This is a genomic window from Pseudomonas violetae (assembly GCF_023072615.1).
GTDB lineage: Bacteria > Pseudomonadota > Gammaproteobacteria > Pseudomonadales > Pseudomonadaceae > Aquipseudomonas > Aquipseudomonas violetae.
Genome location: NZ_JAKNRW010000014.1, coordinates 78,985 through 95,387, shown reverse-complemented (window position 1 = coordinate 95,387; position 16,403 = coordinate 78,985). Strand labels below are relative to the sequence as shown.

Below are 16,403 nucleotides of genomic sequence, written 5' to 3'. Positions count from 1 at the left end.
ACCGTCCGGCTACAGGGAGGCTAGTGCATTCGCCGGCAGAACCGTCAACACCAGGCGCGAGGCAAAGTCTTCGCACATATACACGGTATTGGTGGCGATTTGCTTGTGACGGGCCTGGCCTTCGGGTTCGCCGCTATTGGGGTTGACGTCGAAATGCGGGAAGTTGCTGCTGGCAATGTCCAGGCGCAGTCGGTGCCCGCGTTTGAACAGGTTGCAGGTTGCGAACGGTTCGATGACCACCTTGACCCGTTTCCCTGGTGTCAGTGGTTGCGGGGTTTCCCAAGAGTCCCGGTAGCGGCAGCGGCGGATACCGTCGGTAATGTTCATCGCGTAGCCTTCGGGGTAGTCGGCGCTTGGCGGGTAGACGTCCACCAGTTTGGCGGTGAAGTCCGTGTCGGGCGCGTCACTTTCGATCCACAGTTCTATCTGCAGGGGACCCGCGATAATCAGGTCCTCAGTCAGCGGTGGGGTTTGAAAACTCAGCACGTCCGCCCGTTCTGCCAGGGGCCGATTGTTGCCACGGGTGCCAAAAAAATCCGGCCGTTCGCGTTGATCGAATGCGCCGCCGACAAACACCGGGGCACCCGAGGTGAGCGCACCGCCGAGGGTGGGGACAGGGTTGTCGGGGTCGGCGCGATAACTCAGTGTTGCCTCACGGACGCCTGGGGGAGTGGGGCTCAGGCGCCGATTGTGATCCAGATACAAACTCATTGCCTCACTGCCAGGCAGCGGCCATTGTTGGCTATGCAGCCAGCGCCCGCCATGTTGCAGGCGGCCGTTTTCATCGGTCGTACCGTCGCCGCCGCCCATCAGGAATACTTTCACCGGGGCCGATGCTGGCGCTACCTGCGACGTGTCCTTGAGTGAGCGCTCGAACCATTGCAGCCGACACGTCAACCAGTCCTCGGCCACCTGCCCATCGAAGGGGGCCGTCGCGCCGAATTCGACATCACCGCTGTGACTGATGTTACGGTCCCCGTGCAGCCAGGGTCCCATGATCAGATGCTGCGGCGCGCTGTTGTGGCGTTTGAATGCGCTGTAATTGGCGAGCGTCGAACTGACATAAGCGTCATACCAACTGGACATGAACAGCACCGGAATATCCGGCAAGTCAGCATAATGACCCTCGGCGTAAATCCCCGGCTTGCGCCAATAATCGCTGAAGCTGCCCTGGGCCCATTGTTCGAGCAGGTACGCTTCGTATTCCGGGACGTGGCGGATCGGCGATTGGCCCGGCTGCCAAGGCATCCGGGCAAACCATTGATGGATATCCTCCTGCTCCAGAGCGTCGCGGATCTGCGGGTCGGCGAGCGCTGCCGGGCTCTCCTTGGCCTGGCGCCAGGCCCAGGTGGCCTGCTTCAGTTCGAACGCTCCACCCTGGCGGATGCCGCACTGAAAAGCGTTGGAAAAGCCACCCGAGTCCAGAACCATGCTGCTCAGCCCGGGCGGATGCAGGCAGGCCATCGCCAATTGCGTATGGGCCGCATAGGACAACCCCATGCTGCCGATTTTGCCGTTGCTCCAGGTTTGATCGACGATCCAGGCGAGCGTGTCGAAACCGTCTTCGCCTTCTGCCGTGTACTTGGTGAAAACCCCTTCGGAGGCGTATCGCCCGCGACAATCCTGAAAGATTGCCACAAACCCTTGTTCGGTAAACCGTGCAGCCATGGCTTCACGGGAAATGTGTTGCCCGTCGAGCTGCTTCTCCGAGCGCGAGGGCTTGCTCTTGTCATAGGGCGTGCGTTCGATGACGACCGGAAATGGACCTTCAGCGTTTGTCGGAAGATAGATGTCGGTGGCCAGATGCACGCCATCGCGCATGGGGACTGACTGGTCGCGCAGAATGTGCATGGCCGGTAAAGCTTTTTCAGAAAGGGAATTCATATCAGAACCTTGTCGACGCTGGCGCCTGCGGTCATCACCGCAAGCGCCGTTGCACAGTCAGTAACCGGTGGTCACCGCGATGGCCAAGAGAATTATCGCCAGCGCCATGTAGATGAGAAACAGCGGCAGGATATAGCGCGCCCATTGGCCCCAACCGACTTGCGCGGTCGCCAGCAATACCAGCAGGCCACTGGAGGTTGGGGTGATCATGTTGGTCAAGCCATTGCCCAGCAGGAACGCATACACCGTGGTTTGCGGGCTGACGCCGGAGAGCTGGCCGAGTGGGCCGAAAATCGGCATGGTCACCGCGGCCTGACCGGAAGTTGAAGGGATCAACACATCCAGCCCCAGTTGCGAGAAGAACATGCCATAGGCCGAAACGATCGGGCCATGATCACTCACGACGCTCGCCAGGCCATTGACGATGGTGTCCAGTACCTGGCCGGTGGTGAGGATGATTTCAACGGCAGTGGCCAGGCCGATCAGCACACCGGCAATCAACACCTTCTTCATGCCATCGACGAACGCGTTCGCCGTGGCACTGGCACCCATCCCGGCGATGCTTGCGAAAGCGATGCTCAATGCCAGATAGAACGCTGACAGTTCGTGGTACTTCCACTCCCAGCGGGTGGAGGCAAAGACCATGAATGCGATGCCGCTGCCCAATACCAGCAGGTTGAGCAAGTGGCGCATCGGCAGCGGTTTGTGTTCGAAGCTGATTTTTGCACTGGCGTCGAAGCCCTGCCTGCGGATGCTCCACAACACGAACGCAATGCCGACGCTGAGGAACAGGGCATAGGCAGCGATCCGCATGCTCATGCCACTGAAGATTGGCAGGCCGACCATCGGCTGGGCCACGGAGAGCACCACCGGGTTGGTGATGGAGGCCAGGTAGCCAACCTTCACCGAGATACATACGATCGCCAGCCCGATCAGGTTCGACAGGCCTAGCCGATTGGCCATCGCGACCATCAGGGGCACGATCAGGATAAATTCTTTGGCCAGTCCCATGAAGGTACTGCCGGCCGAGAACACCAGCATCAGCATCGGCACCAGCACGTAGATGTTGCCGCGGGTCATTCCGAGCAAGCGTTCGAGCCCGGCATCGATCACGCCGGCCTTGTTGAGGACACCGAACATGCCGCCGATGAACAGCACCATGAAAATCAGTGCCGCACGCTTCTCGATGCCTTGCGGGATCGCCATGAAGCCTTCGACCAGCGACACCGGTCGGGCCACGCTTTCGTTGGCCTTGCGCGGTTCGGTGGAGAGCAACTGAGTCAGTGAGTGGCTCTTTTCCAACACCTGATAGGAGCCCGGTATCACCAGCGCGTTCTGGCGCTGGAAGGTCCCGGAGTTGACGACATAGGTGAAGGCGACCGCCAGCAAAACGATGCTCAGCAGGATGATCGCCGGGTTGATGGGTTTGCGCTGGCCGGCATTGCCGGTATCCACTTTCGTGGGGGCGGCGGTCGGCTGGGAGATGGTGATTTGTGGTTCGCTCATGATTCTTGCCCTGGCTGGCAGGGACGCCCTCGCGGTTATTGTTTTTGGTGTCGGCTGTTGTTGGAGCGGACACTAGGCCAAAGATCAAAGGCCCACAACGTTATGCGTGGAGCGGGTTGAGCTATGCGTTTTGTCATCATTTGCCAGCGACGGGCGACTCGCTCAGGCGCTGCTTGAGGTGTTCGGCGAAGGCACTGACAACACCCGGACGCGGCTCGTCCCGACGGAAAGCGAGGCCGAATGCATAGGGCAGGGCAGGCCGAAACGGACGGGTGACAATCGGCAAATGAGCGAAGTGGCTGGCCAGCAGTCCGTTGACGATCGACACCCCCAGGCCTTCTGCGACGAAGCTGCACGCGGCCCCGACGGAGTGCACTTCGATCCGCACCTGGGGCGTCAGGTTGACCGCGCGAAACACCTGGTTGAGCTCTGCGCGCAACGCCCGTTGTCGGCCCAGCATGACCAGCGGCACGTCGCGCAAATGCTGGACCCCGATCACCGCGTGACGTGTCAGCGGATGGTCTGCGGGCATCACGCACACCCCTTCGGTTTCCAGCACCGGCTCGATGTCAAAATCCGCCAGCTCGGTGGGCAAGCGGACGAACCCAAGATCGGCCGAACGATCCAGCACCGCTCGTTCGATCATGTCGTAGGAGCCGGTCAGCAACTCGACGACGATGTCTTCATGACCCTTCAGGAACTCGGCCACAATTTTCGGCAGCAGCTCCTGGGTCATGCTGGTCGGCACGCCCACCTTGAGCAGGCGCTTGCGCGAATGCCCAACACGCAGCTCGTCGGCCAGCCGCTGGATGCGCTGCATGCCATCCACCAGGCCAGCCACTTCCGCAAGCAACTCATCGGCCTCGGGGGTCGCCATCAAACGACCCTTTTTGCGCAGGAACAAGGCAAAGCCCAAGGTCTCTTCCAGCTGCGTGAGCAGGCGACTGACTGCCGATTGGGACAAGCCCATCCGCGTCGCGGCACCAATGGTCGAGCCGGTGGACATGATGGCCTTGAAGGCTTCGAGTTGTTTGAGATTCACGCAGGGATCCCCGTGGTTTTTAACCGCCGCAAGGTGTCGACACACGAGCTTGCGCATAGCCTGATGCGCTTCTCGCATAACGTTGTGCAGGCGTGGATGAGTCGTTAGTGTCCACCCCAATGCGCCGCTGAGTCCAGCGCGATACCACAAGATTATCGACACATATCCCGTCCGCGGGACCTTTGCTACTGCCCATAAAACCGACAATACGGCACTGAGGAAATGGTTATGCGTGAGCTGTTCACGAGAGGCGCAATTGTGCCCGTCGCACTACTGGCAAGCTGGTCACCACAGCTGCTGGCCCAAGGGTTCCTGGAGGATTCGCAAGGAAAACTGTCCCTGCGCAATTACTACTTCAACGATGACTATCGCGATGGTGGAAACGATCGCCGAGAGTGGGCCCAGGGCTTTCTGCTCAACCTGCAATCAGGCTACACCGAGGGCGCCGTGGGCTTTGGCCTGGACGCGCTGGGCCTGGCCGGACTCAAGCTGGACTCGAGTCCGACCCATGCAGGTACCGGGTTGTTGCCGGTGCACGATGACGGGCATGCGGCGGATGGTTTTTCCAGCCTGGGGGTGACGGCGAAGATGCGCATTGGCGATGCCGTGGTCAAAACCGGCAACCTGCAGCCGAAGATCCCGGTGCTGGTCTACAACGACGGCCGTTTGCTGCCACAAACCTTTCGTGGTACCCAGGTTGAATACACGGGTATCCGCGATCTGTATCTGCATACCGGGCATCTGGATAAATTCAAGCAGCGCAATTCGTCGGACAGTGTCGATATTTATCCCCAGGGCTACACCGGTGGTAAAGGCACGGATTTCGACTTTGCTGGCGCGAGCTACAAATTCACGCCAAACCTGAGTGGCACCTGGTACTACGGTGAAATGCGCGAGTTCTATCGCCAGCAGTTCCTCGGCCTCGTGCACAAGCTACCAGTGGGCAGCGGCAGCCTGACCAGCGACCTGCGTTATTTCATCAGCAACGATGCGGGCGAGGCGCGCAACGGTGCGGTCGACGCCGACATGTTCAGCGGTCTGTTTACCTACAAGGTGGGGGCGCAAGCCATCGGCGTGGGTTACCAGAAGGTGACCGGTGACACGGCGCTGCCTTACACCAGCGTTTCAACGGTTTATTCGTTCACCAACGCGGGGGTCGGCAAGTTCATCCAGGCCGGTGAACAAACCTGGATGCTGCGCTACGACTATGACTTCGCGGCCGTGCTTCCGGGCTTGAGTTTCATGAGCCGCTACTACAAGGGCGAGAACGGCGATTATAAAGGCCGGGAAGCCCGCGAATGGGAGTCTGACACCAACCTGCGTTATGTCATTCAGGACAGCGCGTTCAAGGGGGTGGGGATGGAAGTGCGCAAGGCGACTTACCGTTCTACCTATGTCAGCGACCGGGATAATTGGCGACTGTACCTGACGTATGACATCGCGTTGTGGTGAGGTAATCGCGAGCAGGCTCGACGATGAACGATCACGCGGTAAGCCCGTCCTGCAGACAAAAAAAAGCCCGCGGGAGGGCGGGCAAACCGTAGTTTCTTGAATGAGCGAGGGCAATGTATCGTTTGCCGCCGGGCAGCGGGGTGAAGAAAAATTCATCTGCACCGCGCGCCGTAGTTGTTCGACGGTGTCCTTTTACCATTGCCGTTGTCTGCTGTCGTAACCGGCGGACATCTCCCGTGGGGGGATATATCTGAAATCCCCCTCACGGGTACCCAGCTAACTTGCGATGAATTGATCCATCAGCCTGCGGCGTTACAACTTGCCGAGTATATTTTCGGTTGAAGGATCTTGGCCGATGGGTTCCGTAACATCCTTAATCAGAAACAGTCGCCCCTCCAGCCAGCTCTGGATGTTGTGGGTCATAGAGCCCGCGAGGGCGCGCGTGCTTTGCTCGATTCTGTGGATGTCGATGTTTGAAAGTTGTTAAAGCGCGTCGACCTTACCACAATGCCAATGTGTAACTCAGGATCAGTCGTGTTTCATCCAGGTCATTGCCGAAGTTCGATCGGACCGTGGCATTTCGAACTTTGACCCCGAGATTCTTCAGCGAACCGCTTTGGACCACGTAACCTATATCGGTATCGCGCTCCCACTCTTTCCCCGAATTACTGCCCGCTACCTGCGCATTGTCGCCATTGACGTAACGAGTCATGAAGGTCAGCCCGGGAATACCCAACGCGGCGAAGTTGTAGTCATAGCGCACCTGCCATGAGCGCTCCTCAGTGTTGGCAAAGTCGTTGATCTGCACGAAGTTGACCAGGTAAGGGTCGCTATTGGCTATGTACGGGAACGGGTCATCACCGCTCATTCGCTGATAGGCGGCGGTAAATACGTTGGAGCCCAGGGTGTAGGCCACTTGGCCGTTCGCTGCCTGGTTATCGAGAGGGCGGAAATTACCGTCATCGGTACTTTTAGAATAACGCAGGTCGAACTTCAGCGACTGTTGCGCGGCGAGGGGGATTTCATAGATCACACCGCCAAAGTACTGGCGATAGACATTTTCCAGATTGCCGTAAAACAGGCTTGTGCTTAGGGCTTTATTAAAACTGTAGGTGCCACCGGCAAAACGGAAGTCATCACTGACGCCGCCGATGCGGTTGCCGGTGAAGTCTTGATAGTTTGAGGAACTGTTAAACTTTATCTTCTGCAGTTTGCCTCCTTGCAGGGCCAATTTATCGATATCTTTTGAGGTGAGCAGTGCCCCTTCGAAGGTGGAAGGCAACAGGCGCGTGTCATTGCTCGACACCACTGGCGTACGGAAAGCCAGTGAGCCGACCTTTAGTTCCGTTGCAGAGACCTTCGCCTTGGCCGTCAGGCCCAGCTTGGAGTACTCGTTTTGCGAACCGCGGCCGTTCTTCGAACTGAGGTCAGCCGGCAACAGGCCAGAGCCTCCGGACCCATCACCGCCGTCAAGCTTGATGCCGAGCATGCCGATGGCGTCGAGGCCGAAGCCAATAGTGCCCGCGGTATAACCCGACTCGACGCGCAATATCGCACCCTGTGCCCACTCTGCTGCAGCGTCACGTTGTGCCGTAGGCGGGCCGTTACGAAAGTCTCGATTGAAGTAGAAATTGCGCAGTTCCACACTTGCCTTGCTGTCGTTAATAAAGTCGGCAGAGGCTGCGAGTGGAAAAACCAGCGCGCAGGTACCCGCAATAGCAAAAGCCTTGTTGATTGACATGCTCTTTATGCTCCAGATAAACGGCAGATTTAATGATTAGATTTATTGTTGTTTTTCATGAAAAATTACATCTACAATTTTCTGCGGGCAACACGCGGCAACGGGGCTATTAACCCGTTGCGCGTAATACCTGCGAAAAGAAAAGCGTTTAAATCAATTAAGGGTCTTGATGCGGCCAATCACGGAACCGGCTTCAAAATAGTCGCCTGCCTGTTTGGCGATCTGCACCTGACCTTCACAAGGTGCAAGGACCGAAGTTTCCATTTTCATGGCTTCTACAACCGCGATCACTTGTCCGGCACTCACCGACTCGCCGTCTTCGACGACCCAGGTATGCAGATTCCCCGCCACGGGCGTCAGTATCGCCTGCGGATCAGTAACCTCGGACGGGGCTGTGCTTTCGCTGTCGGTGCTCGATGCATTCAGGCTGACGCCTCGCAGCAGCGCAGCCGGAAGGCCCAGTTCGTGGCGTTTGCCGTCAATCTCGACAAATGTGCGCAGGATGCCTGGGTCGGCGGATACAGCAGCACGTGGGGCGAGCGTGATCTGTTCGGCGAAATCGGTCTCGATCCAGCGCGTGTGGACGGCGAATTTATCGGTCCCGGTGAAGTCATCATGGTCCATCACGGCCCGGTGGAACGGCAGTACCGAGGCGATGCCCTCAATGTTGAATTCAGCCAAGGCGCGCCGGGCGCGCACGATAGCTTGCTCGCGAGTGGCGCCGGTGACGATCAGTTTGGCCATCATCGAATCGAAGGTGCTGGGAACTCGTGAGCCGCTTATCACTCCGCTGTCCAGACGCACGCCCGGGCCAGACGGCGGCAGGAAATCGGTGATCTGACCGGGGGTCGGCAGGAAACCCTTGCCCGGGTCTTCCGCGTTGATTCGAAATTCGAAGCTGTGGCCTCGCGGGGTCGGTGTCTCACTGAAGGACAGCGGGAAACCGTCGGCGATCCGCAGTTGTTCGATCACCAGATCAACCCCAGAGGTCTCTTCGGTCACCGGGTGCTCGACCTGTAAGCGGGTATTGACCTCCAGGAACGACAGGGTGCCATCCTGGCTGAGCAGGAACTCCACAGTGCCGGCACCGACGTAGCCGGCTTTGGCGCAAATATCCTGAGCAGACTGATGAATACGCTGGCGCTGTTCGTCGCTGATAAAGGGCGCAGGCGCTTCCTCCACCAGCTTCTGATTGCGCCGCTGCAAGGAGCAGTCACGCGTGCCGACGACGACGACCTTGCCGTGTTTGTCGGCGAGGATCTGCGCTTCGATGTGCCTAGGGCGGTCGAGGAACTGTTCGACGTAGCATTCGCCACGACCAAAGGCCGCTTCCGCTTCGCGCACGGCGGAGGCGAACAATTCAGCTACTTCATCCATGCGCCAGGCGACTTTCATGCCACGTCCGCCGCCGCCAAAGGCCGCTTTGATGGCAATGGGCAGGCCGTGCTGTTCAGCAAAGGTCAGCACTTCGGCGGCGCTTTCGACCGGGCCTGGCGTACCGGCCACCAGAGGCGCACCGACCAGATGGGCAATTTTTCGCGCCTCGACCTTGTCGCCAAGCACGTCGATGGTCTCTGGGTTGGGACCGACCCAGATCAGCCCAGCCTCGATCACCGCCCGGGCGAAGTCGGCCCTTTCAGACAGAAAACCATAGCCGGGGTGCACGGCATCGGCACCGCTGCGTTTGGCGACGGCGATAAGTTTGCCGATATCCAGGTAGGTCTCGGCCGGACGCTGGCCATTCAGTGAGTAGGCTTCGTCGGCTTGGTGCACGTGCAGGGCGTCGATGTCCGCGTCGGCATAGACTGCGACAGACTGCACGCCATAGTCGCGGCAGGCGCGGGCGATGCGGACGGCAATTTCACCACGGTTGGCAATCAGTAATTTTTTCATGGGAGTTTTTTCACATCGGCAGGTGAAGAAGAGGCTTCAGTAATGGTTTGAATCTCTTTGAAGCCGTCCAAAGGGTTAAAGCGAATCTGCGCATTGATAGGTATCTGGCCAGCCAGGTCGAGGTGGTAGCTGGCGACTGCGCCGATCACCGGATAGCCACCGGTCAACGGGTGATCGGCGAGAAACAGAACCGGTTGGCCGCTGGCCGGAACCTGAATGGCGCCGACGGAAGTGCCTTCGCTGGGCAACTCTTGGTGGTTGCTGCGCTCCAGCGGCGTGTCACCCGCCAGACGAATACCGACGCGGTTGGACTGTGAGGTGACTCGCCAGAGTTGGCTGCTCAGACGCTGGATAGCGTCTTCGGTAAACCAGTCAGTGCGTGGCCCCATGACCACGTCCAGGGTCACGATGTTGGCCTTAGTGGGCAGATCGAAGGCCGGAGCTTCGTTCAGCGACACGCTGGTGCCTGTCGCAGGCGTCGTAAAACCCAGCTTGTCACCGGCCGCGAGTGCAGGGGGGCCGACTTGGGCTAGGGTATCTGTCGACAGACTGCCGAGCACCGGAGCGACCTCAAAGCCGCCGCGAATCGACAAGTAGCTGCGCAACCCTGCCGAAGGTGAACCCAGGCTGACCTTGTCACCGGCCTCCAGCTCAATGGGCTGGTAGTTGTCGGCAGGCCATTGCAGGCCACTGGCGTTAGTGATGGTGACCGGGGTGTGTGCGCCGGTGATTGCTATCACCGCACGACCATGACAGACGAAGCTTAGGCCGCCGAGTACCGATTCCACACAGGCCATGTCCGAGGGATTGCCGACCGCGCGGTTGGCCGCCCGCAAGGCGCCGAGGTCCAGCGCGCCGGAACGGGATACGCCTTGGCCGGTCTGGCCGGGACGGCCCATATCCTGCAACACGCAGTGCAAGCCGGGAGTGATGATTTCCAGATAGGCACCGCTGGGCGCGGCGGCACTTGCCGGGACTGTGGGAGCGGGCAGGCCGCCCGCCGGGAGTGGGCCAGCATCGGTAAACCGCACTTTATAGCCGGGCCGCAGCAGGGCCGATTCAGCGCGGTTCAGGTCCCACATCTGCAAAGGCGTGACGCCGATGATCTGCCATCCGCCGGGGCTGGCTTGCGGATAAACACCGCTGAATTCCCCCGCCAAGGCAACCGCACCTGCGGGTATGCGGGTGCGGGGAGTTTGTCGGCGGGGTACCTGGAAACCCGCCCCGCCGGTCAGGTAGGCGAACCCCGGAGCGAATCCGCAGAAGGCCACGCTGTAGTCATGGGCGGTGTGACGTTGGACCACCTCGGCGCGGCTGATCCCCAGCAGCGTGGCGACCTCGTCGAGGTCTTCACCATTGTAATGAACGGGAACTTCCACCCGGCGATGCTCGAACGCGCGGGGCTGGCTCAGGTCCTGGACAGCGATACGATTGACCAGCGCCTGCTGCGTAATGGCGCTGGGGCGGAATTGGATCAGCAGGGTTCGTGCGGCAGGAATGATTTCTTCCACCCCCGCAATAGGGTCCGCCGTCAGGGCGTCGAACAATGCCAGGGTTTCGTCCAGATCTTTCAATTCGACGAGCAGGGCGTCCAGGTTGACCGGTAAAAAACGCACAGCAGACTCCTAGACGTGGTACGTGCTGTCAGGCACATCGGTGATGAACATATGGCCGGGCGAATGGGTGATTGCAAAGGGCACGCCCGAAGCCATGACCGCCGCCTGAGGCGTTACTCCGCAAGCCCAGAACACCGGGATCTCTCCCGGCTCGATGCGTACGGCGTCGCCGAAATCGGGTCGAGCCAAGTCCTGGATGCCAAGCAAAGCGGGCTCTCCGATGTGCACCGGGGCGCCATGGACTGAAGGGTAGCGCCCGGAGATGCCGCAGGCTTCGGCCACGCGATCGGCGCGGATCGGCCGCATGGAAACCACCATGTCACCCTTCAGGCGCCCGGCCGGACGGCAGGCATGGTTGGTCAGGTACATCGGTACGTTGCAGCCATCGGCGATATGCCGCACTTCAATGCCTGCCTCTTGCAGGGCCGTTTCAAATGTAAAGCTGCAGCCGATCAGAAAGGTCACCATGTCGTCGTGTTCGGCCCACGCCTTCGTGGCGTCGCTGACTTCCTCCACCAGCTTTCCGTCACGCCAGATGCGGTACAGGGGCAGATCAGTGCGCAGGTCAGCTCCTTCAGCCAACAGGGTGTTTGGGCTTGCGGCATCGGTGACGTCAAGGATCGGACAAGCTTTAGGGTTGCGTTGGGCATACAGCAGGAAGTCATAGGCCCAGTCACGCGGTAAGGCAATCAGGTTCGCTTGAGTCATGCCCGGTGCGATACCGGCGGTGGGGGTGACTAGACCGCCACGGTAGGCTGCGCGTGCTTCACGGCCAGCGGCGATGGCCGCCCGGCGAGCGCGATCAAGGGCATTCATGGACGACCTCCTGCAAAGGGTTGCAGGGTCATGTTGGCCTGTTCCAGCACGCGGCGCAGTTCACGGGCCATTTCCACCGCTGCCGGGCTGTCGCCATGGACACAGATCGAGTCGGCCTGGATTTTGGTCAGACTGCCGTCGATCGCTTCGATGGTGCCGTCTTCAACGAGGCGCAGCATACGTTGGGCGACGAGCTTGGGATCGTGCAGCACGGCACCTGGTTCGCGGCGAGAGACGAGGGTGCCCTGCGGCGTATAGGCACGGTCAGCGAACGCTTCGGCGATACACTGCAAACCCTCGTTACGGGCCAGTTCAATCAGGCTGGAGCCCGCCAATGCGACCAATATGAGGTTGGAGTCAATCGCGCGGATGGCTTCGATCACGGCCAGCGCCTGACGGCGATCGTGAGCAATGGTGTTGTACAGGGCGCCATGGGGCTTCACATAGCGCACGGAGGCGCCGGCGGCCTTGGTCAGGCCTTGCAGCGCGCCGATCTGGTAGATCACGTCGGCAGTCAGCTCGTCACTGGACAGGTCCATGTTTCGTCGGCCAAAGCCGACTTTGTCCGGGTAAGCGACATGGGCGCCAATGGTGACATTTTTTGCCACTGCAGCTTTCAGTGTCTGCAGAATGCCGGCCGGATCGCCGGCGTGAAAACCGCAGGCGACATTGGCGCTGGTCACGACATCGAGCATCGCGTAATCGTCGCCCATGCTCCAGGCGCCAAAGCTTTCGCCCAGGTCGCTGTTGATATCTATTGTTGGCATTAACGTGACTCCTTGTTCGTCATCGGGCTCAAACAATGTTGAGGAAGGCGAAGATCGGCCCAACGGATTTGATTGCCATGTACCAGGTCAGCAGGCAGGTCACGGCGCCCAGCACCAGCAGCCAGCGTGGGTAATGGTAACCGTCCATGAGGTCGGACCGGCGCCAGCCGACGTAGATAAAAATGCTCAGACCGATTGGTAGTATCAGGCCGTTGAAACCGCCAGCGAAGAGCAACAGTGCGGAAGGTGCAGTACCCATCAGGACAAAGATCAGCAGCGATAGGGAGATGAACACTATCGTGGCGCGGTTGCGCCCCTTCTCAGTGATGTTCGGCTTGAACACGGTGATGAAGGAAATGGAAGTGTAGGCAGCGCCGATCACGCTGGTAATACTGGCGGCCCACAGGATGAGACCGAAGACGCGCAGGCCGATCTGCCCAGCCGTTGCCTGGAAGGCTTGAGCGGCCGGATTGGCGCCCTGACCCGAGGTGTCGATAACTACACCGCTGGCAACAACGCCTAGGATGGCGAGAAACAGGATGTAGCGCATGAGGCCGGTGACCATGATGCCGCTCAGGGCTGCCTTGGTCACTGCCTGGAGATTTTCTACCCCGGTAGTACCGCGGTCTAACAGGCGATGAGCCCCGGCATAGGTGATGTAACCACCAACCGTACCGCCAACAATGGTGGTAATGGTGGCGAAATTGATCTGGTCAGGAAGGATGGTCTGGTAGAGGGCTTCACCCAGTGGCGGGTTAGAGGCAAAGGCCACGAACAGCGTCAGGCCAATCATCACCAGGCCCAGCACGACGATCAGCCGGTCGACGGCCAGTCCGGCGCGGTGGGAGAGGAAGATACCGATGGCCAGCAGGGCGCTTAGACTACCGCCCCATTTTGCATCAAGCCCCATCAGCGCGTTCAGGCCCAACCCGGCACCGGCGATGTTGCCGACGTTGAACACCAGCCCGCCGAAGATCACCAGCACCGCCAGCAGGTAACCACTGCCTGGAATCGCTTTGTTGGCCACGTCTGCGGCACGCATTCGGGTCAGGGTGACAATACGCCAGACGTTCAGTTGAACCACGAAGTCGATCACAATCGACGCCAAGATACCGAATGCAAAGGCCGCCCCCATCTTAGCCGTGAACGTGGCGGTCTGGGTGATGAATCCAGGGCCGATGGCAGAAGTGGCCATCATGAAAATTGCGGCTATCAGGGAAGAGCGTCGCGCCTTTGTAAAATCTTGAGCGGTCTGTGTCACGGCTGTCTGTGTCACTGCATCATTCCTACGGTGGGAGATGCTTTGGTTGAGCAACGAGTGTGCCAAGATTCAATTATTGGGCTGAATGTGTTGATACATAGCTATTTGATTGTTGAACAATGATTTGTCTTTGGGTCGACAATGTGCACCGGTTTGTAACCTTATCACTCCTGCGTGTTACTTAATGATGCACACGGCACCCTTACGTCTTGCCATGCGCTGAGCTCTGATGGAACATCAAAATGACTTTTTCTGACTCTGGATCGCACATGAACGACGTTTCAAATTCCCTTCCTCGCTCGCTGGGTGAATCCATTACCCAAGAGGTCCGCAGGATGCTGGTCGAAGGCGAATTGGTCCCGGGCCAACGGCTGTCCGAAGCAGCGCTGGCCGACAGCCTGCAGATTTCCCGCAACACGTTGAGAGAGGCGTTCAGGGTCCTGACCCGTGAGGGGTTGCTCAAGCATGAGCCCAATCGAGGGGTAACTGTGGCGGAACCTGATATGGCGTCGATTATTGACATCTATCGTGTACGCCGCTTTATCGAATGCAAGGCCATTGCTCAGGGTTACCCGCTGCATCCGGGAACATTGCATATGCGTCAAGCAGTGGAGGCGGGCATGCGAGCGCGCGAAGCCAAGGATTGGGTCGCCGTCGGCACCGCTAACATGATGTTCCACAAGGCTATCGTCGAGCTAGCCGACAGCCCGCGATTGGTGGTGTTCTATGGTCAGATATCTGCCGAACTGCGGTTGGCCTTCGGCCTACTGGATGACGCAGAATTCCTGCATATGCCTTATGTCGACATGAATGTTTCAATCCTGCGCTGTATCGAAGAGGGGCGACCAGAGGAGGCAACTCAGATGCTCGAAGCCTATCTGGTGCAGTCGGAGCGCACCGTGCTGGCAGCCTACGAACGCAGTATGAGCCGATAGCTTCTGACGAGCGCTACGAACTCTTCAGAGACTAAAGCCAATACGGTCGTGAACGTCAGCCATCGAGACTTTCCAGCCACCTTTGTTTGCCAGTGCCATTGCGGAACATAAGGTCTCAGCATGAATCCCGCATGGGCACCTAACGGGTGTTATAGCCTGGCAACTGTTCTGTTATCCATCCGGCTGCCATTGTGAGTACCTCGGGAGATCTTCCCCTTCCAGCCACGCTACGTCCTGTTCCGTCCAGATGTGATACTTGGGCCTAGAGCCAGGCTCATCGTCCAGCGTCGCTACGCGTACGATCATTGCAGCTGATCCGTTACGCTCAGCTGCAAGGTGCGATCCGCATTGAGAGCAGAAGTGTCGGAGTTTTCCTGGAGATGACTCGAAAGATTTCAATGCTTCCAAGCCTTGAGTCCATTTGAAATGCTCTCTAAGCACCCCTGCTGTGGTGACATATGCAGCCGCATGGGTCTTGCGGCAGGTACTACAATGGCAATGGCTAATTGGCATATCAATGCTGTCGATTTCATAACCTACAGCCCCACAAGCGCAGCTTCCCTTCATTTCATCCTCCGATTTCGACACAGTGCGAAGATTATGATCACCATCGTAAATCTAACCAACAAGCAGTGCCTGCAATCCTAGTTGGAACGCATGCCTGCGGGACCACGCCCCGCGCAACCAGACCGGTTGCCAGTTGTGCGGCAGCAACTGATCGATTTCACGCATGGGGGCGCGGATATTGGTCTGCCGGAAGTCACGGAGTGTTTTTTAGCTCGAACCAGGCGGTGGCCACATTCTCTAGCGTATGTTCCGTCTGCGCTCGCTTGGCTTCGTTTTAGTTCCACAGCATCGAGCCATTGCTCCTGACGCGCAACTGAAGGTTCTAGGACCCTAAAACCTTGTGTTTACTGGATTCCAGGCACAAAAAAAGATGTCCGTGGACGTCTTTAGATGATGAATTGGTGGGCCGGGGTAATTTGAATCTTGGATGTAGGTATTTGATTTAAATTAGTTTTATAGATTTCAATTTTTCGGTGGAATACCGCTTGGAATACCTTTTCCCTAAGTTAGCTTGGGATTCCGAGTCTACGACTTGGCTCGGATGCACGGCCTGATCGCAGCGCGGTTAGTGAATTAAGCCGAAATGTGCATCGTCCCACAGTCATGGCTTTCGTCGGCATCGATTGGCTACCGTTACCCCGGATCAAGCTCCTCGGTGCTATGTGCGACGAGTTAAAAGCTTTGCCATGCCTACTGACTTCACTCTGGAGAAGGGGTTGGCGAGGCAATAGGACCGGTAGTTTGAGATCCACTCGAGGCAACCCACTTTCACCCGCGACAGCATCGCCGCCGCTGCGGGTGCAATCGTCATGGATCAGAGCAAAATCTAGATCATCACTTTCGTTCTGGTTCGGGTGAAAGGCGGGCTTACTAGGTTTTACCCTACCTAACCCTGCCTAACCCATGCAAGCAGGTCTGACTAC

12 protein-coding genes are annotated in these 16,403 nt (G+C 58.7%); 2 read left to right on the top strand and 10 right to left on the bottom strand.

Annotated elements, in window-relative coordinates; genetic code table 11:
• Positions 1 to 9: 9 nt before the first annotated feature.
• The 3 genes from L9059_RS17510 to L9059_RS17500 form a co-directional block, all read right to left on the bottom strand.
• Positions 10 to 1,851, bottom strand: a complete 1,842-nt coding sequence (locus L9059_RS17510) for a CocE/NonD family hydrolase (RefSeq protein ID WP_247292234.1) — start codon at positions 1,849 to 1,851, stop codon at positions 10 to 12.
• Between the two features lie 90 nt (positions 1,852 to 1,941).
• Entirely contained in the window at positions 1,942 to 3,390 is a 1,449-nt protein-coding gene (locus tag L9059_RS17505) for a YfcC family protein (protein ID WP_247292217.1), read from the bottom strand.
• 136 nt (positions 3,391 to 3,526) lie between these two features.
• Positions 3,527 to 4,432, bottom strand: coding sequence for a LysR family transcriptional regulator (locus L9059_RS17500; RefSeq protein WP_247292216.1), 906 nt, complete (start codon positions 4,430 to 4,432; stop codon positions 3,527 to 3,529).
• Between the two features lie 228 nt (positions 4,433 to 4,660).
• Here L9059_RS17500 and L9059_RS17495 point away from each other — a divergent pair, with 228 nt between their 5' ends.
• Complete coding sequence (locus L9059_RS17495) at positions 4,661 to 5,884, top strand: OprD family porin (protein ID WP_247292215.1); 1,224 nt, start codon at positions 4,661 to 4,663, stop codon at positions 5,882 to 5,884.
• Positions 5,885 to 6,383: 499 nt separating this feature from the next.
• On the opposite strand, the gene L9059_RS17490 is transcribed toward L9059_RS17495, so the two are convergent.
• The 6 genes from L9059_RS17490 to L9059_RS17465 form a co-directional block, all read right to left on the bottom strand.
• Positions 6,384 to 7,625, bottom strand: a complete 1,242-nt coding sequence (locus L9059_RS17490; RefSeq protein ID WP_247292214.1) for an OprD family porin — start codon at positions 7,623 to 7,625, stop codon at positions 6,384 to 6,386.
• 153 nt (positions 7,626 to 7,778) lie between these two features.
• Entirely contained in the window at positions 7,779 to 9,518 is a 1,740-nt protein-coding gene (locus tag L9059_RS17485; RefSeq protein WP_247292213.1) for an acetyl/propionyl/methylcrotonyl-CoA carboxylase subunit alpha, read from the bottom strand.
• Positions 9,515 to 11,134 (bottom strand): 5-oxoprolinase subunit B/C family protein, encoded by a 1,620-nt coding sequence (locus L9059_RS17480; RefSeq protein WP_247292212.1) that lies wholly within the window; start codon positions 11,132 to 11,134, stop codon positions 9,515 to 9,517. The genes L9059_RS17485 and L9059_RS17480 overlap by 4 nt, the downstream gene beginning before the upstream one ends.
• A gap of 9 nt (positions 11,135 to 11,143) precedes the next feature.
• A complete protein-coding gene (locus L9059_RS17475) occupies positions 11,144 to 11,950 on the bottom strand; it encodes a putative hydro-lyase (RefSeq protein ID WP_247292211.1) in 807 nt (268 codons plus the stop codon).
• Positions 11,947 to 12,717 carry a LamB/YcsF family protein gene (locus L9059_RS17470; RefSeq protein WP_247292210.1) on the bottom strand — a complete coding sequence of 257 codons (771 nt, stop codon included), beginning with the start codon at positions 12,715 to 12,717 and terminating at the stop codon, positions 11,947 to 11,949. The genes L9059_RS17475 and L9059_RS17470 overlap by 4 nt, the downstream gene beginning before the upstream one ends.
• Before the next feature lie 28 nt (positions 12,718 to 12,745).
• Positions 12,746 to 13,978 carry an NRAMP family divalent metal transporter gene (locus tag L9059_RS17465; RefSeq protein WP_247292233.1) on the bottom strand — a complete coding sequence of 411 codons (1,233 nt, stop codon included), beginning with the start codon at positions 13,976 to 13,978 and terminating at the stop codon, positions 12,746 to 12,748.
• 269 nt (positions 13,979 to 14,247) lie between these two features.
• On the opposite strand from L9059_RS17465, the gene L9059_RS17460 reads away from it, so the two are divergent.
• Positions 14,248 to 14,913 (top strand): GntR family transcriptional regulator, encoded by a 666-nt coding sequence (locus L9059_RS17460; protein ID WP_247292209.1) that lies wholly within the window; start codon positions 14,248 to 14,250, stop codon positions 14,911 to 14,913.
• 171 nt (positions 14,914 to 15,084) lie between these two features.
• On the opposite strand, the gene L9059_RS17455 is transcribed toward L9059_RS17460, so the two are convergent.
• A complete protein-coding gene (locus tag L9059_RS17455) occupies positions 15,085 to 15,480 on the bottom strand; it encodes a GFA family protein (protein ID WP_247292208.1) in 396 nt (131 codons plus the stop codon).
• Between the last annotated feature and the right edge of the window lie 923 nt (positions 15,481 to 16,403).